The organism is Mesorhizobium sp. RIZ17 (genome assembly GCF_051127865.1).
GTDB classification, from domain to species: Bacteria; Pseudomonadota; Alphaproteobacteria; order Rhizobiales; family Rhizobiaceae; genus Mesorhizobium; species Mesorhizobium humile.
Genome location: NZ_CP147861.1, coordinates 298,842 through 323,292, shown reverse-complemented (window position 1 = coordinate 323,292; position 24,451 = coordinate 298,842). Strand labels below are relative to the sequence as shown.

Annotated in this window: 30 protein-coding genes; 11 read left to right on the top strand and 19 right to left on the bottom strand. The window is 63.2% G+C overall.

The window, feature by feature from the left end:
• Positions 1-26: 26 nt before the first annotated feature.
• Positions 27-749 (bottom strand): aminoacyl-tRNA hydrolase, encoded by a 723-nt coding sequence (gene pth, locus WDX12_RS01665; protein ID WP_320293380.1) that lies wholly within the window; start codon positions 747-749, stop codon positions 27-29.
• A gap of 110 nt (positions 750-859) precedes the next feature.
• Positions 860-1,504, bottom strand: a complete 645-nt coding sequence (locus WDX12_RS01660; RefSeq protein WP_434723713.1) for a 50S ribosomal protein L25/general stress protein Ctc — start codon at positions 1,502-1,504, stop codon at positions 860-862.
• Positions 1,505-1,854: 350 nt separating this feature from the next.
• Here WDX12_RS01660 and WDX12_RS01655 point away from each other — a divergent pair, with 350 nt between their 5' ends.
• Positions 1,855-2,499 carry a glutathione S-transferase family protein gene (locus WDX12_RS01655; RefSeq protein WP_434723712.1) on the top strand — a complete coding sequence of 215 codons (645 nt, stop codon included), beginning with the start codon at positions 1,855-1,857 and terminating at the stop codon, positions 2,497-2,499.
• Between the two features lie 75 nt (positions 2,500-2,574).
• Here WDX12_RS01655 and WDX12_RS01650 read toward each other — a convergent pair whose 3' ends face one another.
• A complete protein-coding gene (locus WDX12_RS01650; protein WP_320293383.1) occupies positions 2,575-3,018 on the bottom strand; it encodes a MarR family winged helix-turn-helix transcriptional regulator in 444 nt (147 codons plus the stop codon).
• A 147-nt stretch (positions 3,019-3,165) separates the two neighbouring features.
• On the opposite strand from WDX12_RS01650, the gene WDX12_RS01645 reads away from it, so the two are divergent.
• On the top strand, positions 3,166-4,023 hold the full coding sequence (locus tag WDX12_RS01645) for an alpha/beta fold hydrolase (protein ID WP_434723711.1): 858 nt from the start codon (positions 3,166-3,168) through the stop codon (positions 4,021-4,023).
• A gap of 78 nt (positions 4,024-4,101) precedes the next feature.
• Here the strand turns inward: WDX12_RS01645 and WDX12_RS01640 are convergent, their stop codons facing one another.
• Entirely contained in the window at positions 4,102-5,331 is a 1,230-nt protein-coding gene (locus WDX12_RS01640; protein WP_434723710.1) for an MFS transporter, read from the bottom strand.
• 112 nt (positions 5,332-5,443) lie between these two features.
• On the opposite strand from WDX12_RS01640, the gene WDX12_RS01635 reads away from it, so the two are divergent.
• Both WDX12_RS01635 and WDX12_RS01630 read left to right on the top strand, forming a co-directional pair.
• Positions 5,444-6,313 carry an AraC family transcriptional regulator gene (locus WDX12_RS01635; protein ID WP_320293386.1) on the top strand — a complete coding sequence of 290 codons (870 nt, stop codon included), beginning with the start codon at positions 5,444-5,446 and terminating at the stop codon, positions 6,311-6,313.
• A gap of 115 nt (positions 6,314-6,428) precedes the next feature.
• Positions 6,429-6,998, top strand: a complete 570-nt coding sequence (locus WDX12_RS01630) for a dihydrofolate reductase family protein (RefSeq protein WP_434723709.1) — start codon at positions 6,429-6,431, stop codon at positions 6,996-6,998.
• Between the two features lie 181 nt (positions 6,999-7,179).
• Here WDX12_RS01630 and WDX12_RS01625 read toward each other — a convergent pair whose 3' ends face one another.
• The 8 genes from WDX12_RS01625 to WDX12_RS01590 all read right to left on the bottom strand — a co-directional run bounded on the left by WDX12_RS01625 (position 7,180) and on the right by WDX12_RS01590 (position 13,859).
• Positions 7,180-7,695 carry a hypothetical protein gene (locus WDX12_RS01625; protein WP_320293768.1) on the bottom strand — a complete coding sequence of 172 codons (516 nt, stop codon included), beginning with the start codon at positions 7,693-7,695 and terminating at the stop codon, positions 7,180-7,182.
• Between the two features lie 94 nt (positions 7,696-7,789).
• Positions 7,790-8,725: a ribose-phosphate pyrophosphokinase gene (locus tag WDX12_RS01620; protein WP_434723708.1), complete on the bottom strand. Its 936-nt coding sequence runs from the start codon at positions 8,723-8,725 to the stop codon at positions 7,790-7,792.
• A 170-nt stretch (positions 8,726-8,895) separates the two neighbouring features.
• Positions 8,896-9,510: a hypothetical protein gene (locus WDX12_RS01615; RefSeq protein WP_434723707.1), complete on the bottom strand. Its 615-nt coding sequence runs from the start codon at positions 9,508-9,510 to the stop codon at positions 8,896-8,898.
• Between the two features lie 55 nt (positions 9,511-9,565).
• A complete protein-coding gene (locus WDX12_RS01610; RefSeq protein ID WP_320293390.1) occupies positions 9,566-10,717 on the bottom strand; it encodes a M24 family metallopeptidase in 1,152 nt (383 codons plus the stop codon).
• Positions 10,717-11,505 carry a peptidoglycan editing factor PgeF gene (gene pgeF, locus WDX12_RS01605; protein ID WP_434723706.1) on the bottom strand — a complete coding sequence of 263 codons (789 nt, stop codon included), beginning with the start codon at positions 11,503-11,505 and terminating at the stop codon, positions 10,717-10,719. The genes WDX12_RS01610 and pgeF overlap by 1 nt, the downstream gene beginning before the upstream one ends.
• Positions 11,506-11,593: 88 nt before the next feature.
• Positions 11,594-12,661, bottom strand: coding sequence for a class I SAM-dependent methyltransferase (locus tag WDX12_RS01600; protein ID WP_434723705.1), 1,068 nt, complete (start codon positions 12,659-12,661; stop codon positions 11,594-11,596).
• Positions 12,658-13,512: a prolipoprotein diacylglyceryl transferase gene (gene lgt / locus WDX12_RS01595; RefSeq protein WP_434723704.1), complete on the bottom strand. Its 855-nt coding sequence runs from the start codon at positions 13,510-13,512 to the stop codon at positions 12,658-12,660. The genes WDX12_RS01600 and lgt overlap by 4 nt, the downstream gene beginning before the upstream one ends.
• 107 nt (positions 13,513-13,619) lie before the next feature.
• Positions 13,620-13,859: a BrnA antitoxin family protein gene (locus WDX12_RS01590; RefSeq protein WP_434723703.1), complete on the bottom strand. Its 240-nt coding sequence runs from the start codon at positions 13,857-13,859 to the stop codon at positions 13,620-13,622.
• A gap of 206 nt (positions 13,860-14,065) precedes the next feature.
• Between WDX12_RS01590 and WDX12_RS01585 the strand changes: the two genes are divergently transcribed.
• The 3 genes from WDX12_RS01585 to WDX12_RS01575 all read left to right on the top strand — a co-directional run bounded on the left by WDX12_RS01585 (position 14,066) and on the right by WDX12_RS01575 (position 15,561).
• Positions 14,066-14,368, top strand: coding sequence for an accessory factor UbiK family protein (locus tag WDX12_RS01585; protein WP_224636597.1), 303 nt, complete (start codon positions 14,066-14,068; stop codon positions 14,366-14,368).
• Between the two features lie 314 nt (positions 14,369-14,682).
• Positions 14,683-15,183 carry a YbjN domain-containing protein gene (locus tag WDX12_RS01580; protein WP_320293395.1) on the top strand — a complete coding sequence of 167 codons (501 nt, stop codon included), beginning with the start codon at positions 14,683-14,685 and terminating at the stop codon, positions 15,181-15,183.
• Positions 15,184-15,201: 18 nt separating this feature from the next.
• On the top strand, positions 15,202-15,561 hold the full coding sequence (locus WDX12_RS01575; RefSeq protein WP_066994400.1) for a tRNA-binding protein: 360 nt from the start codon (positions 15,202-15,204) through the stop codon (positions 15,559-15,561).
• Here WDX12_RS01575 and WDX12_RS01570 read toward each other — a convergent pair.
• The 4 genes from WDX12_RS01570 to WDX12_RS01555 form a co-directional block, all read right to left on the bottom strand.
• Positions 15,553-16,617, bottom strand: a complete 1,065-nt coding sequence (locus WDX12_RS01570; protein WP_434725756.1) for a glycosyltransferase family 4 protein — start codon at positions 16,615-16,617, stop codon at positions 15,553-15,555. The genes WDX12_RS01575 and WDX12_RS01570 overlap by 9 nt on opposite strands.
• 273 nt (positions 16,618-16,890) lie before the next feature.
• Positions 16,891-18,306: an ATP-binding protein gene (locus tag WDX12_RS01565; RefSeq protein WP_434723702.1), complete on the bottom strand. Its 1,416-nt coding sequence runs from the start codon at positions 18,304-18,306 to the stop codon at positions 16,891-16,893.
• A gap of 52 nt (positions 18,307-18,358) precedes the next feature.
• Positions 18,359-19,078, bottom strand: a complete 720-nt coding sequence (locus WDX12_RS01560; protein ID WP_040989639.1) for a response regulator — start codon at positions 19,076-19,078, stop codon at positions 18,359-18,361.
• Entirely contained in the window at positions 19,065-19,595 is a 531-nt protein-coding gene (locus WDX12_RS01555; protein WP_430699204.1) for a MarR family winged helix-turn-helix transcriptional regulator, read from the bottom strand. Before WDX12_RS01555 ends, WDX12_RS01560 begins: the two co-directional genes overlap by 14 nt.
• 259 nt (positions 19,596-19,854) lie before the next feature.
• Here WDX12_RS01555 and WDX12_RS01550 point away from each other — a divergent pair, with 259 nt between their 5' ends.
• The 3 genes from WDX12_RS01550 (at position 19,855) to WDX12_RS01540 (ending at position 21,969) form a co-directional block, all read left to right on the top strand.
• Positions 19,855-20,748, top strand: coding sequence for a branched-chain amino acid aminotransferase (locus tag WDX12_RS01550; RefSeq protein WP_320293399.1), 894 nt, complete (start codon positions 19,855-19,857; stop codon positions 20,746-20,748).
• Positions 20,749-20,895: 147 nt separating this feature from the next.
• A complete protein-coding gene (locus tag WDX12_RS01545) occupies positions 20,896-21,198 on the top strand; it encodes a hypothetical protein (protein ID WP_320293400.1) in 303 nt (100 codons plus the stop codon).
• A gap of 132 nt (positions 21,199-21,330) precedes the next feature.
• Complete coding sequence (locus tag WDX12_RS01540) at positions 21,331-21,969, top strand: MBL fold metallo-hydrolase (protein WP_434723701.1); 639 nt, start codon at positions 21,331-21,333, stop codon at positions 21,967-21,969.
• 114 nt (positions 21,970-22,083) lie between these two features.
• On the opposite strand, the gene WDX12_RS01535 is transcribed toward WDX12_RS01540, so the two are convergent.
• The 3 genes from WDX12_RS01535 to WDX12_RS01525 form a co-directional block, all read right to left on the bottom strand.
• Positions 22,084-22,515 carry a BA14K family protein gene (locus WDX12_RS01535; protein WP_434723700.1) on the bottom strand — a complete coding sequence of 144 codons (432 nt, stop codon included), beginning with the start codon at positions 22,513-22,515 and terminating at the stop codon, positions 22,084-22,086.
• Positions 22,516-22,805: 290 nt separating this feature from the next.
• Positions 22,806-23,018, bottom strand: coding sequence for a cold-shock protein (locus tag WDX12_RS01530; RefSeq protein WP_006202521.1), 213 nt, complete (start codon positions 23,016-23,018; stop codon positions 22,806-22,808).
• A 239-nt stretch (positions 23,019-23,257) separates the two neighbouring features.
• Positions 23,258-23,470, bottom strand: a complete 213-nt coding sequence (locus WDX12_RS01525; protein ID WP_006202520.1) for a cold-shock protein — start codon at positions 23,468-23,470, stop codon at positions 23,258-23,260.
• Between the two features lie 437 nt (positions 23,471-23,907).
• Here WDX12_RS01525 and WDX12_RS01520 point away from each other — a divergent pair, with 437 nt between their 5' ends.
• Positions 23,908-24,294, top strand: coding sequence for a Kazal-type serine protease inhibitor domain-containing protein (locus tag WDX12_RS01520; RefSeq protein WP_434723699.1), 387 nt, complete (start codon positions 23,908-23,910; stop codon positions 24,292-24,294).
• The last annotated feature ends 157 nt before the right edge of the window (positions 24,295-24,451 follow it).

Genomic DNA, 24,451 nt, shown 5'->3' with positions numbered 1-24,451 from the left:
GCGATCCCGCGCGGACGCGCCGCCCTTTAGTCTTTTCCAAACAGCTTCTTCAGCATGGCGGCCATCGGGCCGCTTTCGGGAAGTTTTGCCGCCGGCTGTTGCGGGCGCGCCTGGCGGACATGGCTTTGCTGCTTCGGCGGCTTGGGCGGCGGGCGGTCGTCATCGCCGGTCGGCACGAGCTTGTCGCGCAAGGCGAGCGTGACGCGGTTCATGAACGAGCTGTCGTCGCCCTTGGCCAGCAGACCGGCGTCGTCGGCGATTGCCGCCAGCAGGACATCGAGCCATTCGCGGTCGGCCTTGGCGAAATCGCCGAGCACATGGCCGTGCACCATCTCCTTGACGCCGGGATGGCCGACGCCAATGCGCACCCGACGAAAGGCGTTGCCGACATGCTGGTCGAGCGAACGGATGCCGTTATGGCCGCCGGAGCCGCCGCCGACCTTGACCCGAAGCTTGCCGGCGGCAAGGTCGATCTCGTCATAGAAGACGGTGAGGGCGGAAGGTTCGAGCTTATAGAAGCGCAGCGCTTCGCCGACCGACTGTCCGGAGAGATTCATGAAGGTCTGCGGCTTGATCAGCAGCACCTTCTCGCCGCCGAGCGTGCCTTCGCAGATCAGGCCCTGGAATTTTCTCGACCACGGCGAAAAGGAATGGCGGCGGGCAATCGCGTCCGCCGCCATGAAGCCGACATTGTGCCGGTTATTTTCGTATTTCGCGCCCGGATTGCCGAGGCCTGCAAAGACAAGCATCGCCGTCTCCGGACCTAGAGCATGATGCCGAAAAGTGTGAAGCGGTTTTCGGAAAACATCATGCTCTATTCTCTGATTTGGAGCCGGATGAAATCATCCGGCTCGGAGAATTACTTCTCTTCGGCCGCCGGGGCCGCCGTCTCGGTCGCCGCCGGCTCGGGGGTCGCTTCCGTCTCCGGCTTCATCGCCGACGAGCCGGCAACGGTCGCGATGGTGAAGTCGCGATCGGAGATGACCGGCTTGACGCCGGCCGGCAGCTTGACCGCCGAGATGTGGATCGAATCGCCGATGTCGGTGCCGGTGAGATCGACGGTGATGAATTCCGGGATCGCGTTGGCCGGGCAGTGGAACTCGACTTCGTGACGGACGATGTTGAGCACGCCGCCGCGCTTGATGCCGGGCGACTTGTCCTCATTGATGAAGTGGACAGGCACGTCGACATTGACTTCGGTGTCCTTGCCGATGCGCAGGAAGTCGACATGGACAGGAAAATCCTTGACCGGGTCGAGTTGGAAATCCTTCGGCAGGACCTGGATCTTCTTGCCGTCGACATCGATCGTGGCGATCGTGGTCAGGAACCCGCCGCCATGGATCTTGTAGAAGAGATCCTTGTAGTTGAGCGCAATCGCCAGGGGAGGCTGCTTGTCGCCGTAGATAACTGCAGGCACTTTACCGTTGCGGCGAACTGCACGGGCGGACCCCTTACCGACCTGTTCGCGCGCTTCGGCCTTGAGCTCGTAAGCATCGTGGCTCATGGCATTTCCTTTCGCGTGTTATGGAGCGCTTGCGGCAAGCACGAGGCCAACCGTAAACGTCGAAAGCCGTCGCGGCCCTGCACGATCTGTCCGATGCGTTTGGCGATCCAAATGCGTCTGGGGATCATGCGAGGCCTGGCCGGCCTTCCTCCGCGTTGCCTCCAAGGGTGTCTACGCGGGTGGCGGCTCTATAGCGGAAGGCGGGCAAGGGCGCAAGCGGTTGGGCTGGAAGGCTTGCAGGGTGGTTTCCAGCACCGAATGCATAAACCGGAAATCCCATTTGCGACAAATGTAGGAACAGGCGGTTCTCAGCCGTCCTGCGGCATGCAACCAGACCCGTGGGGACCACTATGAAACTCCTGTTCAGCCGCAATCCCAATCCTCGCCTCGCGGTCGCGACGGCGCGCTATCTCAAGGCGGAGATCGCGTTCGAGTTCGCATCGCCCATGGCGCCGGGGCAGGCCGAACGCTATCGCGCGCTCAACCCCAATCTGACCTTGCCGATTCTGGCCGGGCAGGGATGGAGCCTGTGGGAGGCCGACGCCATCGCCTGCCGGCTTTCGCGCGAGGTCGGCTCGGATTTCTGGCGCGGCGGGGACGACGAGCCGGACATGATCCGCTGGATCAGCTGGGGCAAGGAACGGTTCGCCTTCGCTTGCGACATGGTGCATTTCGAGCGCGGCACCAAGCAGCGCTATGGGCTTGGTCCTATCGATCAGGCGCTGGTCGAGGAGGGACTGAGGCAGTTCCATAGAGCCGCGGCGGTGCTCGAGCCTGAGCTTTCCGCACGGGATTGGCTGGTCGGCAATTCTGTCTCCTATGCCGACTTCCGCATGGCGACATTCCTGCCTTTCAACGACGTCGCCGGATTGCCGCTCGCCGACTACCCGGCGATCCGGCGCTGGTATGGCCGGCTGGAGGCGATCGACGCCTGGCGCGATCCGTTCCAGGGGCTGGAGGCGCCGCCGCTGCCGCCGGTCAAGATCGAGGCGTGACCTGCATCCGCTGAGCCCGTCAAAGGTGCCGGGACGCAAACCCTTCCGCCGCGCTTGACCTCGTTTTCAGCACCTCTAGGCGGCGTCAACCGCCAGGCCGCCGTTCAGCGCATCGCGCAGCGCCTGGATTTGCCGGTTCAAGGCATCGAGCTCCGCCAGTTTCATGCCTGAGCGCTCGATCAGCGTCTCGTTCAGGCAATTGCATTGGACGAGCAAGGCTCGTCCGCCAGGGGTCAGGTCGACCTGCACCTGGCGCTCGTCCGTATGGCTGCGCTGGCGGGTGACAAGGCCAGCCTGCTCCATTCGCTTCACCAGCGGCGTGATGGTGCTCGATTCCAGGGCCAGCCGATGCGCGATGCTGCCCACCGACATGCCGTCCGTTTCTCCCAGTGCGTTGAGCACGAGATATTGCGGGTAGGTGATCCCCATCTCGTCCAGCATCGGCTTGTAGGTGCGGTTGATCGCCATGCTGGTGGCGTAGAGCGTGAAGCAGAGCTGATTGTCCAACGGGAGAGGCACGGCGCATTCCTTTTGCCGACTGAGCATCTATTGCATACCACGAAAAATGATATCGCGATACATATTTCCATGGACAAGGGTTGCGGTGTCCGTTATCAGATGATTATCGCGATATTGTTTATTGCGATATCAACAAAGGAGATTGAGATGACCTCGCAGACCAAGCCAGGTTCGGGCAGCGGCACGATCACCACCAAGGATGGAACGCAGATATTCTACAAGGATTGGGGAACCGGCCAGCCGGTCGTCTTCCACCATGGCTGGCCGCTGAGCAGCGACGACTGGGACGCCCAGATGCTGTTCTTCCTGGCACAGGGTTACCGCGTCATCGCCCATGACCGGCGCGGCCATGGCCGTTCGACCCAGACCGACATCGGCAACGAGATGGACACCTACGCCGCCGACGTGGCCGAACTCACCGCACATCTCGGCCTCAAGGACGCCATCCATGTCGGTCATTCGACCGGCGGCGGCGAGGTGGCGCGCTACGTCGCCAAGTATGGCTCGGGCGGCCGCGTCGCCAAGGCCGTGCTGATCGGCGCGGTGCCGCCGATCATGCTCAAGACGGCGGCCAATCCGGGCGGCCTGCCCATCGAGGTGTTCGACGGTTTCCGCGCGGCGCTGGCGGCCAACCGCGCCCAGTTCTTCCACGACGTGCCGGCCGGCCCGTTCTACGGCTTCAACCGTCCCGGCGCCCAGGTTTCCGAAGGCGTCGTCGACAATTGGTGGCGCCAGGGCATGATGGGCGGCGCCAAGGCGCATTACGACTGCATCAAGGCCTTCTCGGAAACAGACTTCACCGAGGACCTGAAGACAATCGACGTGCCGGTGTTGGTCATGCATGGCGACGACGACCAGATCGTGCCGATCGCCGATTCCGCGCTCATCTCGATCAAGCTGCTCAAGAAGGGCGAGCTCAAGGTCTACAAGGGCTTTCCGCACGGCATGGCAACGACGCATGCGGACGTCATCAACGCGGATCTGCTGGCCTTCTTCAAGGCTTGAAGCAGGTCGCCAAACACGAAGCACCCGCCAAGCGGCGGGTGCTTCGATCTTCAGAGGCCGTTCGGAGTGCCCGGGCAATCAAGCCTTCCGTGCTTCCTTCATGTTTGGCAGGAACACGGTCAGCAGACCGAGGAAGGGCAGGTACGAGCAGACCTGAAATACGAAATCGATGCCCTTCATGTCGGCGACGACGCCGAGCACCGCGGCGGCGATGCCGCCCATGCCGAAGGCGAAGCCGAAGAAGATGCCGGCGATCGTGCCGACCCGGCCTGGCACCAGCTCCTGCGCGAACACCACGATGTTGGAGAAGGCCGAGGACAGGATGAGGCCGATCATCACGGTGAGCACCATCGTCCATTCCAGATTGGCGTAGGGCAGCGCCAGCGTGAAGGGCAGCACGCCGACGATCGAGAACCAGATCATCGCCTTCTGTCCGTAACGGTCGCCGAACGGGCCGCCAAGCAGGATGCCGAGCGCCGACGCGCCGAGGAACAGGAACAGCATCACCTGGCTCGTTTGCACCGAAACGCCGAACTTATGCATGGAGTAGAAGGTGTAGTAGCTGGCAAGCGAGGCGATATAAGCGTTCTTGGTCAGGACCAGCAGCGTCAGGACGGCGAGCGCGCCCATCACCTTCTTGCGCGGAAAGGGCGACACGTGGGCACCCTGCTTGCGAGCGGCCTGTGAGGCGCGCATACGGCTGTACCAGCCGCCGACCTGCCAAAGCACGAAGATGCCGATCAGCGAGCCGACGGCGAACCAGGAGATGCTGGTCTGCCCGAAGGGCACGACGATGAAGGCGGCGAGCAGCGGCCCCATCGACTGGCCGAAATTGCCGCCGACCTGGAACAACGACTGCGCGAGGCCGAAGCGGCCGCCCGAGGCGAAGCGGGCGATGCGCGAGGATTCCGGATGGAAGATCGCCGAGCCGATGCCGATCAGCGAGGCGCCGACCAGAAGCAGCACATAATGGCCGGCATAAGCCAGTACGATCAGGCCGACCAGCGACGAAGCCATGCCCCAAGGCAAGGAATAAGGCATGGGCCGCTTGTCGGTGACCATGCCGATAACCGGCTGCAGCAGCGAGGCCGTGACCTGGAAGGTGAAGGTCAGAAGGCCGATCTGCCAGAAATCGAGACCGTAATTGTCCTTGAGGAGCGGATAGATCGCCGGCAGCAGCGACTGCATGATGTCGTTGATGCCGTGGCAGAAGCTCACCGAAAGGATGACGGCAAAGGCCGTCGCCTGCGCCGAGGTGCTGCTTGCCGTCGCCGGCGCGGCGACGGATGTGGCGGTCGTATCAGTCAAGGCAAATGCTCCGTGGTCTTCTCGCGGCGAACCGCAGGCCGCCTTATAGGCCTGTTGCCAAGCGACTTCTTTCGTGGTTTGGTCCAATAGTTTCGCAAGTGGGCCATCTCCGATGCCGCATGGCAGGGAAATCTTCAAAGGCGATGCCGCTGAGCTCGGGCGTCTGCACCAGACACGCTGGCAATGGCTGGAAGAGGCCGTCGGGCCAGCGGTGGCGCTGCCGACCGAATATCCGGACGGCTATCACGTGCCGCAGCACCGCCACAGCCGCAGCCAGTTGCTGCATGCGCTGGTCGGCGTGGTCCTGGTGAAGACCAGACACGGGCGCTGGATGGTGCCGCCAGACCACGCGATGTGGATACCTGCCGGGATCGAGCATTCCGTCGAGATGCTGGGTGATGTCTCGATGCGCTCGGTCTATGTGATGCCGGATGCCATTCCCGGCCTACCGGAAGGGTTGCGCGTCGTCGGCATCACGGAATTGATGCACAGCCTGATCGTCGAATCGGAGAAGCTGCCGCAGGGCGGCGAGCTCGAGGGGCGCGCCGCGCTTGTCATGGGGCTTTTGCTGCACGAGATCCCGAACCTGCCGGAACGGCCGCTCGGCCTGCCTTTCCCGTCCGATCCGAAGCTCGCGGCGCTTTGCCGGCGCTTCGTGGCGGCCCCTTCACCGCATGCGACGATCGACGAATGGGCAGATGAAGCGGGCATGAGCCGCCGGTCGTTCACCCGCGCCTTCCATCGTCAGACCGGCCTGTCGCTGTCGACCTGGCGCCAGCAGGCCTGCCTGTTCGCGGCGCTGCCGAGGCTCGCCGACGGCGAGCCGATCACCAGGGTGGCGCTCGATCTCGGCTATGACAGCGTGCCGGCCTTCATCACGATGTTCAAGCGTATGCTTGGCGCCTCGCCGCGCGGCTATATGCGCGGCGCGCGCGATGCCGGTGAAAACCCGCGCCGCACAGGCGGTCCGATCGCCGCGTGACGCAGCGCCGGCGGCGCTGACCGGATGCGCCGGCTCCAGCCTAAGGTTCCAATTCCGATTGCAATTTGCAATCAGTTATGTTCCTTTTGCGAGAAAGCGAAATCGGAGGCCTCCCATGGCGACGATCGTTTATGCCATGCTGACATCGCTGGATGGCTATATCGCCGGGCCGAGCGGGGACATCGACCTGCCGGTGCCCGAGGAAGAACTGCATCGGCATTTCAACGACGAGATGCGACGGACATCGATCGCGCTTTGCGGGCGCAGGATGTATGAAACCATGCGTTTCTGGGACAGCCCCGAGCGCGAGATCGCCGCTGAAGACGTCGAGCGGGATTTTGCCTACGCCTGGCGAGAAACGCCGAAGGTCGTGTTTTCAACCACGCTTCAGGAGGTTGGGCCGAATGCCCGTCTGGTCAAAGGCGACGCGGAGGCAGTGGTGAGGGCGCTCAAGGCGGACACGGACGGCGAGATTTCCGTCTCCGGCGCCGAGCTTGCCGGGCATCTTGCGTGTGCCGGCCTGATCGACGAGTACCGGCTTTACGTGCATCCGGTCGTGCTGGGCGGCGGCAAGCCGTATTTCCGGTCCGGTCTGTCGCTGTCATTGAAGCCGCTCGGCACGGAGCGCCTTGCGCAAGGGGTGACGCTGCTGCGCTATGCGCCCGCGGCCACCAGTCCTGATTAATCGAACAGGCTCGACACCGATTCCTCGGTTGCGGGGCGCGCCCGCTTTCGGCGTCTGCGTTCAGCGAATTCTTGCCGGGCGCGGAAACTGCTCGCTCGGATCAATCGAACAAGCTCAATCGATTCTTCGGTTGACGTGCGCGAGATCGCCTCACAGCGTGCCGTCGAACTCGAAGGTATCATCAATCAGCCCTGGTCCAGCCGAAAACCAGCCACTTATAGCGCGAGGTCTTTTCGGGCTCCGCCGTGTAGGTCATCTGGAGGTCGCCGCCCTTGGCGTAAATGTCGAGCCTGGGCGCCGTATCCAGCGCAAGCCACAATGAATCGTTTTTGAAGGACCATGTCCCGCACCAAACGCAAGATCCCGATGCAGGGTCTCCCGGTTGGTGAAAATTGTAACGGCCGTCCGCCGTGATCTCCAGATAGTCGAACGCGCCGTAGAACGCCGTCACCGTTTGCTGAAATTCCGTCGCGGCCGCCTCCATGTCGGGCGATGCGGGCTCCTTCAGATCACGCGGCGGCCGGATAGCGGACCCAGTGATCGTCCATTTGCCAATGAAGTCCTTTTCGGTGGGCAGATATTGCGTTTGAGCCCGCGCGGTCGAAATCGAAGCAATCGTCGGTGCATAGGCCGTGCCGACGACGCCGATTGTCAGGAGCGTCGCCGCGACGCCAGCCATTTTGATTCGATTCAGCATCAGCTGCATACCTTTCGCGACGATGTCAGGACGTCTTGTCGTTCAGATTCTACGGGTCGTTCGGATTCTATGGGCGCCCCGACAGGGCGAAAAATCAGTCGAACAGGCTCGACACCGATTCTTCCGTGGCCGTGCGCGAGATCGCTTCGCCCATCAGGTCGGCGATCGAAATGACGCGGATGTTCGGGGCGTCGAGCACGCCCTGCGTCGGCTGGATGGAGTCGGTGATCACCAGTTCCTGCAGCTTCGATCCGGCGATGCGGGCAACGGCGCCACCGGAGAGCACGCCATGGGTAATGTAGGCGGTGACGGAGGTCGCGCCATTGGCGAGCAGCGCGTCGGCCGCGTTGCAAAGCGTGCCGCCGGAATCGACGATGTCGTCGATCAGCAGGCAGTCCTTGCCGGCGACGGCGCCGATGATGTTCATGACTTCCGACTCGCCGGGACGCTCGCGGCGCTTGTCGACGATGGCGAGCTGCGCGTCGAAGCGCTTGGCCAGCGCACGCGCCCGCACCACGCCGCCAATGTCGGGCGATACGACGACGACATTGCCGAGCTGCTTGTACTTGGCCTTCACGTCGCGGGCCATCACCGGCACCGAGAACAGATTGTCGGTCGGGATGTCGAAGAAACCCTGGATCTGGCCGGCATGCAGATCGAGCGTCAACACGCGGTCGGCGCCGGCACGGGCGATCATATTGGCGACCAGCTTGGCCGAGATCGGCGTGCGGCCGGAAGCGCGGCGGTCCTGCCTTGCGTAACCGAAATAGGGGATGACGGCCGTGATGCGCCTGGCCGAGGAGCGCATGAAGGCGTCCATCATGATGAGCAGTTCCATCAGATGGTCGTTGGTCGGATAAGAGGTCGACTGCAGGATGAAGACATCCTCGCCGCGCACATTCTCCTGGATTTCGACGAAGATTTCCTGGTCGGCGAAGCGCCTGACGCTGGCCTTCCCTAGCGGGATGTTGAGATAGCGAGCGACCGCTTCGGCCAGCACCCGGTTGGAATTGCCCGCGAAAAGCTTCATGCACCGTTCCTGGTGAAGGATGGAGAGGCCGGAGAGACTCTCAAGAGCCTTTTATGCGGGCTTTTAGCGGCCCGCGCCGGTATTGCAAGCCTCGTTGTGGGGAATCCTTCCGGCGACCGCAACAAACATGGAAAAACATCGCAAGCCGGCAACAGTTCGGCCGGCAATAGTCAACCGGCGCCGCCGCTGCCAAGCCAGGCTGCGAACTGGTCGATCGTCTGGTCGGCAATGGCCTGCATGGTCGCGGGCGCCACCGTGGGCCAGCCTTCGCCGCTGCCGGCCGCAGGCGCCTTCTGCTGGCCATTGATGCGGTGCAGGCGATTGCCCGAGGGGTCGTAAATGTCCCAGACATAGATGACGGTCGTGTCCTTGCCCTCGGACATCGTCGAAAAATAGCCTTTCAACACATGCGTCGCCGTCTGGTCCGTGCTGCCGACAAGCGTCAGGCCGCGCTGCCTCGCACGGGTCTGCAGTTCCGCCGTCAAGGGCGCCGCGGCCTCCACGGATGCGCCTACGATCGGCGCCACCTGCAGCCGCGTCTTGGCGAGGGCTGCGGTCTGGGTGGGCGTTGCGGGTGTCACGGATGTCGCCGTGGTCGAAGGAGCGGGCGCGGTCGTGGTCGGAGACGTGGCCGTTGTCGACGTGCCCTGCGGGACGGCCGAAGACTGGGCCGAGGTCGCCGGCGGGGTGATGGCCGAAGGCTCCAGGACGTCCTTGGCATTGGTGCAGGCGCCAAGCGCCAGCGCCGCAAGCAATGACACGGTCGACACCTGCGATCGTCTCATCTGCCTGAAAACTCCTTACTGGCGAACGCCCCCGCGTGAACCAACCATTATGGATTCACTGCACGATCAAGTCGAGATCATGGCGCGACAGCGGCTTGGGCGCCGATTCCGTGGTCAGGTAGGTGCGGCCGAGCGTCATCGCGGTCTCGGTCTCGGAGTCCATGATAATCATATGCGCGAACAGCGTCATGTTCGGTGCGATCGGCTCGGTATTGCCCTGGTAGAACATCGGCATGTCCATCCAGGACGGCGTGAAGCGGGCGCCGACCGAATAGCCGCAGGCATTCAGCCGGTGCTTGGTCAGGTTGTGCGCCTCGAGCGTGCGGGCATGCGCGTCGAAGACGTCGCCGAACGTGTTGCCCGGCGTCATTGCCTTTTCGACCGCGAGCAGGGCGGCACGGGAAGCGTCGAACAATTCCTGGTGGCGCTTCGACACCTTGCCGGTCAAAACGGTGCGCATCATGGGGGCATGATAGTGGTGGAAGACGCCGGCCCATTCGAGCGTCAGCTGGTCGTTCTTGGTGAGCTTGCGGCGGCCGGCCTTGTAGCGGCAGAGCAAGGCATCGGGGCCAGAGCCGATGATGTACTCGTTGGCGGGATAGTCGCCGCCGCCGGCGAAGACCGCGCCCTGCATGGCGGCGAGGATGAGCCCTTCGTCGCCGCCCTGCTTGATCAGAGGCAAGGCGGCGTCCAGCGCGTCGTCGGAAAGATTGGCGGCCTTTTCCGCCTTGGCGATTTCGGCCGGACTCTTGAACAGGCGCAGCCGGCCGACGATGCCTGAAGCATCGGCGATCTGGCCGAAAGTCTGCAACTGCTCGTCCACGCGGCGGCCATTGTAGGCGGTAAGGCCATGGGTGTCGTATTCGACGCCGATGCGGGCGCCGAGCAGGTCGAGGTCGTTGAGCAGGTTCCGCAGGTCGATCGCCGGATTGGCGCCCTGGCGGTCGGTCCACAGCACGATGTTCTCGATGGTCGAGGTATGGCGCGCTTGCCTCAGATCGGCTGAACGGGTGAGCAGCACCATCGAGCCGTCGGCCTTCACCACCAGGCACTGGAAGAAGCAGAAGCCGAACGTGTCGTAGCCGGTCAGCCAGTACATGCTCTCCTGCGCGAACAAGAGCACGGCGTCGAGCTTCTTGTCGGCCATCTCGATGAGCAGCCGGTCGCGCCGCGCGTCGAATTCCGATCGTTCGAAATGCAGCGCCATTACTCTTTCTCCAGGACGATTGCTGAAACCTGGCGCCCGTAATCCGCTTCCTTGCGGTGTGTGGTACGCCGGTAGGAATAGAAAAGCTCTTCTTCCGCGTAAGTGCAGCGGCCGAGACCCTCGGCGGTCACGCCCGCCTTGCGCAGCCGGTCGACCGTATATTGGTTGAGGTCGAACATCGAGTGGCCGGCGGTCTTCGACGGCCTGAAATAGTGGTGATTGCCGGTATCGGCCTCGACGAAGCGGGCGACGAATTCCGGCCCGACCTCGTAATTGTCGGGGCCGATGGAAGGACCGAGCACCGCGACGATGCGCTCGCGACGGGCGCCGAGGCCTTCCATCGCGGTGATGGTGTTTTCGAGCACGCCGGTGAAGGCGCCCTTCCAGCCCGCATGGGCGGCACCGATGACGCGCGCCTCGGCGTCGGCGAACAGAACCGGTCCGCAATCGGCGGTCGAGGCGCCGATGGCGATGCCCGGACGATCGGTGACGATGGCGTCGGCCTTCGGGCGAGGGCCCGCGAAGGGTTCCCTGGCGACGACGACATCCGGCGAGTGGATCTGGTGCGCGGTCAACAGACGATCCGCCGGCACGCCCATCCAGTCGGCAACGCGCCGCCGGTTCTCGGCGACCAGTGTCTGGTCGTCGCTGGAGCCCGTGCCGATGTTGAGCCCCCGATAGATGCCGTCGGAGACGCCGCCGATGCGGGTGAAGTAGCCGTGGCGCATGCCTTGCGCCTTTTCAAGCAGCGGCGAGCGTACTGGATCGGGTCTGGTCTGATTCAGCATGGTTGGGTTTGTCGTCCGTGCGGGGCGGTCTCGTCAAGGCGAAGTTCGGACGACTGGCAGGACCAGGCGTCGGGACCGCCTGCCAATCTCAAGCGGCTCTCGCCGCCGGCAGGATCTTCATCACCTTGAACAGCTCGCCCATCGCGTCGGGGCCGGCCAGGCGTTCGACCGCGTCGGCGATGGCTTGACGGGCCTGCTCGTCGGCGTTCGCCCCGAGCGCGCCGGCGCGCTCGATCAAGCCCATGCCAAGCAGGAATTCTCCCTGTGTCGTCATCTCGACACGAAGCCCATGCGGGTGGACTGCTGTTGCAAGCGCGGCGAAATCGACATGCGAAGTGAGATCGGCCTCGCCGGGGCCGGCCAGCACGTCTTCATGCCGGTGCCGGCGCAAGGCCTGCAAGGTGTCGCCGATGCCAGGCTGCAAATGACCGTAGTCGATAAAGAGGCCCGCGCCGCCCTGGGCAGCGATGCGCCCCGCGATCACCGACATCAATGCAACACGGGCTGGCGCCACTTCGGCGATCGCGCCTTCGGGCGCGCCGGAGGCATCTTGGGGCAACAGCGTGGGATCGAGCGAGCCGGCGCCGGCAAAGAAGCGCAGCTCGTCATTGTCGCCGAGACCGATCATGCGCTCGCGCCAGCTTTCGCCGACATGCACGAACTGCCGGATCGGCACGGCGTCGAACAATTCGTTGCCGACGATGAACAGCGGCCGTCGCGGCAACGCGTCGATGGTCTGGTGCCAGGCAAGCGCCGCGTTTTGGCCTGCAAGCGTCTGTTTCTGGATCTCAGCCAGGCGCGGGCTGGTCTCGATCATGGCAAAGGACGCGCCGGCCACGAGCGCCGGGTCGAGCCGCGACCAGGTGCGCAGCATGTCCTTCATCAAGGTGCCACGGCCTGGTCCGATCTCGGCGAAGGTCGCCGGCAACGGCCGGCCGGCAGCTTGCCAGGCCTGGTAGAGCCAGACCGCCACGAGCTCGCCGAACATCTGGCTGATCTCGGGCGCCGTGATGAAGTCGCCGGCGGCGCCGAATGGCTCGCGCGTCGTGTAATAGCCGTTCTGGGGATCGAACAGGCAGAGCGCCATATATTCGTCGACCGGCATCGGTCCAACGGCTTCGATAAGATCGACGATGCGCTCCTTGAGCCGGGTCATGCCGCCTGCGGCTGCGCCATCGGCTTTGCGGTGACCATGGCCCATATGCCGGCCAGCACCATCGGCGTGGACAGGATCATGCCCATGGTCAGCCAGTTGGTGCCGAGCAGGTAGCCGAGCTGCTGGTCGGGCTCGCGGAAAAACTCGACGAAGATGCGCGATAGGCCGTAGCCGCAGATGAAGGCGCCGCCGACGAAGCGCGGCGTCTTCAGTTTCAGGCGCGAATGGGTGAGGAAGCGCAGCACCAGGAACAGCACCAGGCCTTCGAGCAAGGCCTCGTAGAGCTGGCTGGGATGGCGGGTGAATGGCCCGCCATTGGGGAACTCGATCGCCCATGGCACGTCCGACGGCCGGCCCCAGAGCTCCGAATTGATGAAGTTGGCGACACGCACGAGGCCTAGCCCAACCGGCACGCCGGCCGACACCACGTCGAACAGCGTCCAGGTGTGGATGCGGCGCTTGAGCGAAAACAGCGTCATGGCGAGGATGACGCCGAGCAGGCCGCCATGGAACGACATGCCGCCCTGCCAGACGGCGAAGATATCGAGCGGATGCGCGATGTAGCGCGGCAGGTCGTAGAACAGCACGTAGCCGGTGCGCCCGCCGAGCACGACGCCGATCGCCGCCCAGACGATGAAGTCGTCGAGGTCCTCGGGCTTCATCGGCAGCTTGCCGTCCGGCCACAGGCGCGTATTGGTGACCAGCCGTTTGGCGTACCACCAGGCAAAGAGGATGCCGACGATATAGCCGACGCCGTACCAGTGCACCGCCAGCGGCCCGATTTGAACGATAACCGGATTGATGTTGGGGAAGGGCAGGGAGGCCAGCGGCAGCAGGAAATATTCGCTCAAACTGGGATCTCCCGGTTGCGGTCGTCTATCGGGCGCGGACCATGCGGCAGGGTTTTGGCAGGGTCAAGGCAAGGCGATTGATGTTCTGAACGCCACGGCGAGCGATTTCAAACCTGAGGTTTGCCGGCGACAATCTGCCTTAGAGCGTCGTTGATCCTGTCCTGCCAGCCAGGGCCATCCTCCTGGAAGTGGTCCAGTACGGCGCGATCGATCCTTATCGAAACAAGCTCTCTGACATTTGGCGCCGCCGTGGCCTCGCGAATTGGCGCCGCGGGCTTTTTGACGGGCTTGAAGACGGCTTCCGCGGCTGCGATCGGGTTTGTCGGTCGGCGCGGGGGCGTTGCCATTGGTCGATCCTGACTGAGTGCTGGAACAATACACGAGCACAATAGGCGATTTGGCGGCTTCAAGTACAGGTCGGGGCGATGCGATAGCTCTGTTCAGGCATGGCACCGCCATGCGCCATAGCAACGCAGAGGCGGCATTAAACCTCAACGTTCTTGCATTCCGCGTCGCGCCCCACTACGTCAAATCAAGCAAGCGAGGATCTGCCATGTCGACCGGACCGAACCGCATTCTCGATGAATTCGCAAAGATCATGACCGATGCCGCGGGTGCCGCGCAGGGTGTGCGTCGCGAAGTGGAGACGGCGTTCCGGGCCCAGGCCGAGCGCATGCTGAATTCCATGGATGTGGTGCAGCGCGAAGAGTTCGAGGCCGTGCGCGAGATGGCGGTCAAGGCGAGGGAAGACAACATCCAGCTGGCGACGCGCGTCGAGGCGCTCGAGGCTAGGCTCGCCGAACTGACCGGGCAGGCCGCACCTGCGGGTGCTGCAAAGCCCCGCGCAAAAAAATAATCGTTAAACTTTTCCACATAGCGCGATCCGAAAAATCGCTTTGCCGTGAATCGCTTACCGGCATTGCATGAATCTTTGTGACAGCCACCTTTCCACATGCGGATGACGCAGTGCGAAAAATTGGGCTGTTCACGCGACTCCCGATCAATAGACTGAATTTGTTGCATGATTCGAAGTAGGGTCATGCGCCGGGCGGTGGGGTCCGGTTGGGGTCTTTGCGTTGGAAAGTCCTGACCGTCCGAGTTCTAGACAAGATTGTTCGTCGTGTGTGCCCCGCGGAGCGTGTGGCGCTCCCCTGAACACAGGAAGCATTCATGGAACTCCTCGAACTCGAATTCTCCCGCGAAATCCACCCGGTGGATGTCATCGAGCAGGTGGCCCACAACAACGACTGGTCCTTCGAGCGCGCCGGCGACGACGAGATTGCGATTTCGGTGGCCGGCAGCTGGACAGACTACCATGTCTCCTTTTCCTGGATGGAGGATTTCGAGGCGCTGCATCTGGCCTGCGCCTTCGATATCAAGGTGCCCGAAACGCGTGCGCTGGAAGTGATGCGGCTGCTGTCGCTGATCAACGAACAGATGCTGTTCGGTCACTTCGACCTGTGGGAACAGGAAGGCGCGATCATGTTCAGGCAATCGCTGCTGCTTGCCGGCGGGGTCGAGCCGTCGAGCCAGCAGGTCGAGGTGCTGTTGTCCTCGGCGCTCGAGGCCTGCGAATGCTATTTCCAGGCCTTCCAGTTCGTCGTCTGGTCGGGTACATCGGCCAAGGACGCGCTGTCCAGCGTGCTCTTCGAGACCCATGGAAACGCCTGAGCCAGGCCGACATCACCGATGAGTTCCAGCAGCGAGCGCAAGCCCGAGATCAGCTTTGCCGATTTCGACCGTGTCGACATCCGGGCCGGCACGATCGTCGAGGCCGAGCCGTTTCCGGAGGCGCGCAAGCCGGCATTCAAGCTGAAGATCGATTTCGGTCCGGCGATCGGGGTGAAGAAGTCGTCGGCGCAGATCACCAAATACTACGCGCCGGAAACGCTGATCGGCCGCCAGGTTTTCGCGGTGGTCAATTTCCCGCCGCGCCAGATCGGCCCGTTCATGTCGGAAGTGCTGACGCTCGGCTTTCCCGATGAAGAAGGCGCGGTGGTGCTCGGCGCCATCGAGCGTAAAGTGCCGGACGGCGGGCGCCTATTCTAGGACGAGGCTGGGGCGACCTTGAGCCAGCCGATCCTGATCGGCGCGCTTGCTTGGCATGCCCAGCGCTTCGTCGACCACGTCGAGGAACATTTCGGCGCAGGCCTGCCAGCTGTAGCGCATCGCGCGCTGGCGGGCTTCGGCGCGGTCGACGTGAAGCGCCTTCATCGCCGCTTCACCAAGATCGTTCGACACGGCTCCGCCGACGCCATCGCCGACAATGTCGATCGGTCCGGTCACCGGATAGGCGGCGACGGGCGTTCCGCTGGCCAGCGCCTCGATGATGACGTTGCCGAAGGTGTCGGTGCGGCTCGGGAAGACGAAGACATCGGCCGACGCGTAGATCTCGGCCAGTTCGTCGTTCGGGCGATGGCCGAGGAAATGCGCCTTGGGATAGCGCGCCTTGAGCTTTGCCAGCTCCGGTCCCTCGCCGACGATAACCTTGCTGCCGGGCAGGTCGAGATCAAGGAAGGCGGTCAGGTTCTTTTCGATCGCGACGCGGCCGACGCACAGGAAAACCGGGCGGGGGAAGCCGGTTTCCTTGCGCTTGTCGGGCCGGAAATGGTCGGTGTCGACGCCGCGTGTCCAGGGCCTCAGCTTGGTGAAGCCGCGTGTCGCGAGATCGTCCGCCAGCGATTGCGTCGCGACGAGCGTGCCCTGTCCCGAATTGTGGAAGTCGCGCAGCCAGCTGTAAGCCCAGCGCTCCGGCACCGGCAGGCGGGCGCTGAGATATTCGGGAAAGCGCGTGTGGTAGCTGGTGGTGAAGGGGCGGCCCACCTTTCGGCAATGCCGGCGCGCCATGATGCCGAGCGGACCTTCGGTGACGATGTGGATGTGGTCGGCCTTGGCGGCGTCGATCATGCGCGCGACATGGCCCGGCGTCGTCAATGCGAGCCGGATGTCGGGATAGGTCGGCATCGGCAAGGTGCGAAAGCGGTTCGGCGTCAGGAAATCGAGCTCGACGTCGAAGGGTTTCAGCGCCTCGGTAAGGCGTTCCAGCGTGTGCACCACGCCATTGACCTGCGGCCGCCATGCGTCGGTGACCATCAGGATACGCATGGCGATCCTGATGTGCATGATGATCCTTTGCCGGAATGGCTATCGGACGCGCCGGCGCGGTGCCGGAACGGCAACCAGGCAGCGGCCCGCGCCTCGCTCCAGCGCACCCGGCTGGGCACGGGATCGAAGCAGGGCGGCAGGGCCGAATCAACAAGGGTCGCGCGCTTCATGCGCGCTCTTGACCATGATTTCATGACGCGCGGATGAAGCTGCTTTTGATTGAGCATGATCTTATCCGAAAACCGGCTTCCACTTTTCGGGATCATGCTCTGGCTAGGCGGGCACCTTGATCACGGCGCGCAGGCCGCCGAGCGGGCTGTCCTCGAGGCCGATGTCGCCGCCGTGGCTGCGGGCGATGTCGCGGGCGATCGACAGGCCAAGTCCAGTGCCGCTGGCGTCGAGGTTGCGCGCCTCGTCGAGCCGCAGGAAAGGCTTGAACACCTCTTCGCGCTTGTCGGCAGCGATGCCCGGCCCGTTGTCGTCGATGGTGACGGTGAGCGAGCCGCGGCCATGATTGGCGTGGACCTCGACGGTCTTGGCATAGCGGAAGGCATTGCCGATGACGTTGGACAGCAAACGGGCAAAGGCGTTCGGCCGCACATGCACGGCCGGATCACCGGTCAGCGTCGTCGTGAGCTTGCAGCCACGCAATTGCGCTTCCTCGCCAAGCTTCTGGAAATAGGCGTTGAGGTCGAAACGGCCGGTATCTTCCGCGGCCTCGCCACGGGCAAAGGAGAGATAGCCTTCCAGCATCGACTGCATGTCGTCGATGTCCTGGTTCAGCGCGGCCTTGGTCTCGGATTTGCCGCCAGCCAGCGCCAGCTGGAGCTTGAATCGGGTGAGGATGGTCCTGAGGTCGTGGCTGACGCCGGTCAGCATGGCGGTGCGCTGCTCGATTTGGCGCTCGATGCGCTCACGCATCTGGATGAAAGCGAAACCCGCTCGGCGAACCTCCTCGGCGCCGCGGGGGCGGAAATCGCGCGGCATCGGCCGGCCCTTGCCGAAACTCTCGGCGGCTTCGGCCAGCGTCAGGATCGGCCTGATCTGATTGCGCAGGAAGGGAATGGCGATCATCAACAGAACCAGCGAAGTGCCGACCATCCAGATCAGGAAGATGTGGGTGTTGGAGGCATATGCCTGGCTGCGCCGCACGAAAACGCGCAGCACCTTGCCTTCGAGCTGGACGCGGACCTCGACGACATTCGAGTTGCCGACCGTGTCGATCCAGAACGGACGGTTGATCTGTCTCGTGATCTCCGACGACAGCGCCTCGTCGAGGATCGAAAAGAACGGTTTCGGGCCGGGCGGCGGCAGCGGGTCGGGCGGCAAAAGATCGACCTTCAGCTGCATGCGGTCCTGGGCGATGCGGATGATGTTGGCGTAGTCGGCGTCATGCGGATAGGTCTCCATCATGTCGATGACGGCCGCTATGTCCGAGATCGTCGCCTGCGACAGGCGCTGGGTTACCGTCTGCCAGTGCCGTTCCATGAAGACGAAGGCAACAACCGACTGCAGCAGGATCATCGGCGCGATGACGATGATCAGCGAGCGGGCGTAGAGCCGCTTCGGCATGTAGAGCGCGACCAGGCGCCAGAACCGGTTCCAGGCGCGCGGCATCGCCCTCAGCGTCCGCAGCGCGAGATCGCCGGGGCCGCCTCCTTCAGGCTGTTCCAGTTGCGTGGTCGCCATTCGCCCTTCCGCTCGTCGATGGCCTGTTCAGCAAAGGGCCTTCGACGGTAGTTTATTCGACGCTGAGCCGATACCCAATACCGCGCACCGTCTGCAGCCATACCGGATTGGACGGATCGCGCTCGATCTTGCGGCGCAGCCGGTTGATCTGCACGTCGATGGTGCGTTCGCCGACATCCGATTCATCGCCCACCAGCTCGTGGCGCGGTATGGTCTCGCCCGCCCGCGCGGCGAAGATCGCGAGGATCTCCTGCTCGCGGTCGGTCAGCTTAAGCGCTTCGCCGCCGCGCTTCAATTCGCGCTTGGCGATCTGGAACGTGTAGGGCCCGAACACCAGCTGCTCGACCTTCGGCGTGGCCGCCGGGCCGCCACGGCGCAGAATGTTGTTGATGCGCAGGATCAGCTCGCGCGGATCGAACGGTTTCGGCAGGTAATCATCGGCGCCGGCTTCCAGTCCGGTGATGCGGCTGTCGGTCTCGGACAGCGCCGTCAGCATCAGGATCGGCACATTTTTCTCGGCCCGCAGCGCCTTGGTAAGGTCGACGCCGGTTTCACCCGGCATCATGACATCGAGCACCAGTAGGTCGAAGTCGAGGCCGGCGAGCTTGCGCCTGGCTTCGCCGGAATTGCCGGCCACGGTGACGCGAAAGCCGTTCTCGGACAGATACTGCTTGAGCAGGTTGCGGATACGCGTGTCGTCATCGACAACCAGAAGATGCGGCGCGTCATCGTCGGGCGCTGCCGGATGATCGACCTTCTCAATGGTCTCCATGGTTCTTCCCCGATGTTTGCGCAGGCACAATGTCGATCTGCGCTCTTAGTTCCGGATTGACCATCGCTTCCAGGAAGCGCTCGATCGTGGCGCGTTCGGTGGCTCCGGAATCCTCCAATGCCGCACGGATGCGGCGCGACTGTGGCCGCGCCAACGCCAAGGCCAAGGCGCGACCCTTGGCGGTCGGGTAGAGTTCGCGCTGCCGGCGGTCGCGCGGACCTTGCACCTGGACGATATGGTCGGTGTCGATCAACTGCTTCAAAACCCGCGCGAGGCTCTGCTTGGTGATCTTCAGCACGTCGAGCAGTTCGGCGACGGTGAGGCCCGGCCTGCGGTTGACGAAGTGCAGCACGCGATGATGGGCGCGGCCGAAGCCGTAGTCGGCCAGTATCTGGTCCGGGTCGGAGGTGAAATCGCGATAGGCGAAGAAAAAAAGTTCGATGATGGCGAAGTCGATGCCGTCCTCATCGGCGATCGCCGTCCTGATCGGTTTACCGGCTGCGGGGCTCGTCATCATTTCTCCATGCGAGGCGGGAATTATGTCAGTACTATTGACGTAATTTCCGGGCAATGATAATTTTTGACAAGCTTTTCGGCGGATTGCGAACGAAAAGGCAAGGGGAAGCCGTTTTTCCGGAACTTCCTGAGTTTGCCACGGATTGAATATCCGCCTACGCTTTCAAGCATTGGCCAGCGTTTCGGCTCCTGGGGCGAGGCCGGTGCGAAAGGCTTTAAAAACACCACGATTTGCGGGCGCCTGCCCGCGGGAGGTTTCCATGGCATCCGTTCCCTTCGATCAATTGGACGGCTTCATCTGGATGAACGGCGAGTTCGTCAAATGGGCCGACGCCAAGGTCCATGTGCTGACCCATGGCCTGCACTATGCAAGCGCCGTCTTCGAGGGCGAGCGCGCCTATGGCGGCCAGATCTTCAAGCTGACCGAGCATAATGAACGCCTGCATGAATCGGCGCGCCTGCTCGGCTTTAAGATTCCCTATCCGGTCGCCGAGATCGACGAGGCCTGCCGCACGCTGCTGAAGAAACAGGGTTTCCAGGACGCCTATGTGCGCCCGATCGCCTGGCGCGGCAGCGAGCAGATGGGCGTTTCGGCGCAGAACAACCGCATCAACTGCGCCATCGCCATCTGGCAGTGGCCGAGCTATTTCGATCCGGCGCAGAAGCTCAAGGGCATCCGCCTCGATGTCGCCGAATGGCGCCGGCCCGATCCGCGCACCGCGCCGTCCAAGTCGAAGGCCGCCGGCCTCTACATGATCTGTACGCTGTCCAAGCACGCCGCCGAGGCCAAGGGCTACGCCGACGCCATGATGCTCGATTGGCGCGGCCAGGTGGCGGAAGCCACCGGCGCCAACATCTTCTTCGTCAAGGACGGCAAGATCCATACGCCGACGCCTGACTGCTTCCTCGACGGCATAACCCGCCGCACCGTGATCGGCCTGGCGAAGGATCGCGGTTTCGAAGTGATCGAGCGCCCCATCATGCCGGAGGAACTCGAAGGTTTCGAGCAGTGCTTCCTCACGGGCACCGCCGCCGAGGTCACGCCGGTTTCGGAGATCGGTCCGTACCGATTCGAGGTCGGCGAGATCGCCAAGACGTTGATGAACGACTATTCTGCCGCAGTGCAACCAAAGCATGCGATTGCCGCAGAATAGCGTTTAGTCACAGCTTTTTTATGCAACAGGGGCGGTTTTCGAGCCGCCCCTTTTATTTAAGCTTTCGCGCATTTGACTTTCGAACGGTTCGGCGTCTCATGGTGGTGTCGGCCCGAGGAGGCTGGCGGCTATGGAGGGACCAGTTACATGGATACGAACACGATTGTTCAGATCGTTGTACAGGTGATTGCGGGTGTTATCGGCGGACAGGCAGTAGGTGTGGCACTGAAGCAGGCGGCGATGGGCCAGCTCACCAAAATTCTCGGCGGCGCGATTGGCGGCGTCGGTGGTGCAGCCATCCTCGGTAGCCTGCTCGGCGGCGCCGATCCGGCAGCAGCCGCGGGAGCGGCGGGAAGCGCGATCGATCTGAAGAACATCCTTGGAGGCGCCGGCGGCGGCGCTATCTTGACCGGTATCATCGGCGCGGTCATGGGCGCGATGAAGAAGTAAGGCCTGCCACTTCAGGTTTCAAAATGGGCGGCTTCGGCCGCCCATTTCCTTTTGCGGACTATTCGCGTCGGCCGACGGTGGACGCGGCACGCCATGGCCTCTACATCACGGCTACATCTCGAAAGGAAAGCCATGGGTCAGCTCAATGCCGGCATCGTGCCGGTCACGCCGTTCCAGCAGAATTGCACCATCCTGTTTGACATGGACGACAAGACGGGCGTCGTCGTCGATCCCGGCGGCGATGTCGACAAGATCCTGTCGGTGCTGAAGGACAATGCCATCACCGCCGGCGCCATCTGGATCACGCACGGCCACATCGACCACGCCGGCGGCGCGATGGAGCTCAAGGATGCGCTGGGCATCGACATCATCGGCCCGCATGAGGCCGACAAGATGTTGCTCGACAATCTCGAGAACCAGGGCAGGCGCTACGGCATCGCCGGCGTGCGCAACTGCGTGCCGGACCGCTTCCTTGCCGAAGGCGAAACGGTGTCGTTCGGCAATCATCAATTCGAGGTGCTGCATTGCCCGGGGCACGCGCCGGGCCATGTCGTCTACTACAACCGGGCGGCCAAGTTCGCGCATGTCGGCGACGTGCTGTTCCGCGGCTCGATCGGGCGCACCGATCTGCCCGGCGGCGACCATGCCGCGCTGATCGCCTCGATCAAGGACAAGCTCCTGCCGCTTGGCGACGACATAGGTTTCATCTGCGGCCATGGCCCAGGCAGCCGTTTCGGCGATGAACGGCGGACCAATCCGTTTCTGACCTAGGCTGTGCCGATATTCAGGTGAGGCCGGCCTGCGAGCGTCAGTGGCGAGTGCTTCAAAAAAGAAAAAGCGCCGCTGGAGGCGGCGCTTTTCTTGGGCAGGGAACCCTGGGGTGGCTTAGTTGGCGACGCAGAAGTGCTGGTCGCCGTCATTGCCGGTGAAGGTGCCGGTGCGCGAGTTGAAGCTGCGGTAGCGGTCCGAGCAATACTCGTACCAGGCGCGGGTCCACGGCTCGGCATAGCGGTCGGCATAGACCGTACGCGGCTGCACGTAATAGCGCGGCTGTTGCACGTAATAGCGGCGCACCGGCCGGTCGACATAATAGTCGTCACCATAGGCCGGTTCGTAATAGCGCGGCCCGGGGTTGCTGAGCGCGCTGCCGATCAGGGCGCCCGCCGCGAGGCCGACAACGCCGGCGGCGAGGGCGTCACCGCCACGGTCGTGATGATGGCGCCAGCGCCAGTCATCGGCATTGGCCGCCGAGAAGGTGGCCAATGTGGTCGCGGCAATGCCAACGCTCAGGATGGCGGTCTTGAGAAAGCGGTTCATTTTCGGTCTCCTTCGCGCCGGCCCGCGCATTTTTTCGGGGGATACAGACCGGCTTTAGCAAAGGTTAATAGAAGACCTTGGCTGAACGGAGGCTGAACGGAAATCGGCGCAACCGATTTTTCGTGGCCTGGCGATTTTTCGTGGCTTGGCGATTTTTCGAGCCCGGGCGACTTTTTCGAGCCTGGGCGATTTTTTCGAAGCCGGGTCGACTTTTCCGGACCTGGGCACAATCCATTCCGGGCGGGAGCGGTCCCGCCTCAAAAGCTTCCGTCGGATCCGTCGTGGCCGGCTTAGCCGATCGACAGATTGACGGCCTTCGGACCCTTGCCGCGCTTGTCCGGCTCGGTGTCGAATGTCACTTTCTGCCCATCCTCAAGACCGGGAAGGCCCGACGCCTGCACAGCCGAGATGTGGACGAAGACATCCTTCGCGCCATCATCGGGCGTGATGAAGCCGAAGCCCTTGGCATGGTTGAAGAATTTGACGGTGCCGGTCTGCGGCATGGGAAACTCCTTTGATCCCATCAAGTCAAGTCTCGGGCCGGCAAAACTGCCCGAGAGGAAATTTGTCCTTTATTTTAGCGCTATCGGCAAGAGAAAGTTTTCGCCTGCCGATGCAGGCATTTGCGCGCAAAAAAAGGCGCGACCGTTTCGGTCGCGCCTTCGCAATTTCAGGCCTGTCCAGAAGCCGGTTCACGATCCTGCCGCATCATTGCATCCGCAAGGACAGGCGGTTCCGGCGATCAGGCGGCGCGCAGGTTGACCGCCTTCGGGCCCTTGCCCATGCGGTCCGGCTCGACGTCGAAGGTGACCTTCTGGCCGTCGACCAGCGTGCGCAGGCCAGAGGCCTCGATCGCGGAAATGTGGACGAACACGTCCTTGGCGCCGCCATCCGGCGTGATGAAGCCGAAGCCTTTGGTGGCATTGAAGAACTTTACGGTACCGGTCTGGGCCATTGGGGAAAACTCCTTCACCCGTGTCAGTCTTGTGGTTTGCCCGCTGCCTCGCGCCTTGGGCAAATCCTGGTGGTTGCTTCGGCGGTCATGCATTCGCGCATGGTCAAACCCCCCGCCGAAAAACGGGGTTGTCAGAGATTCACACTTATCGGGGAAAGGTCGTCCAAAACGTTCCGCTCTCCGGGTCGCAAATGCCCGAACATGGTTTTTATTACACGGAAACGTGAAGGTTGCAATACGACGCTCGCGGGCGGCCCGCGGCGCGTCCAACGCTGGGGTCTCGATAGACCCGGCCTCTTTACCGGTCATCGGCCAGAGACGGGCCAAGCATGGGCCAGCGCGAGGCTGCTCTCGGCTCCACAAACGGTGGTTGCGTTTGTGGCGGGGAATGCGAGGATCGCGAGCCGGCGTCACGCTTCGGGATGGAGAAGGGACATATGCGGTTTCTTGCGGTCTCGCGGCAGGGCATCGTCATTTTCATGCTGTCCGCGCTGCTGGCGGCCTGCACCCTCGTCGTCGACGATGGCCCGCGCCCGCGGCCGCCCCAGCCACATCCGCAGCTCTGCACCATGCAATACCAACCGGTCTGCGCCCGGCGCGGCGGCGACCGCCAGACCTTCGCCAATGCCTGCCTGGCTGAAACGGAAGGCTACCGCATCGTGCGCGAAGGTCCTTGCTGCGACGGTGGTGGTGGGGAGCAGACGTTCTGCACGCGCGAATACGCGCCGGTTCGCGGCAGGCGCCACGGACAAGTGCGCACCTTCCCGAACGCATGCGAGGCGCGCGCGGCGGACTATCGCATCGTCGGCGACGGGCCCTGCTGAGAAGGCGGCGGCGTCCACCTTCGCGAATGGATACCGCGCTGGGCGCTGACGCTTTGTCTTGAATCTCTTGCCCGCATGGCTTAGGTCCGGCGGACCAACAAACACGGCAGGTTTCCCATTAACAGAGATCACAGAAGAGCGGCAAACGCCGGTGGCA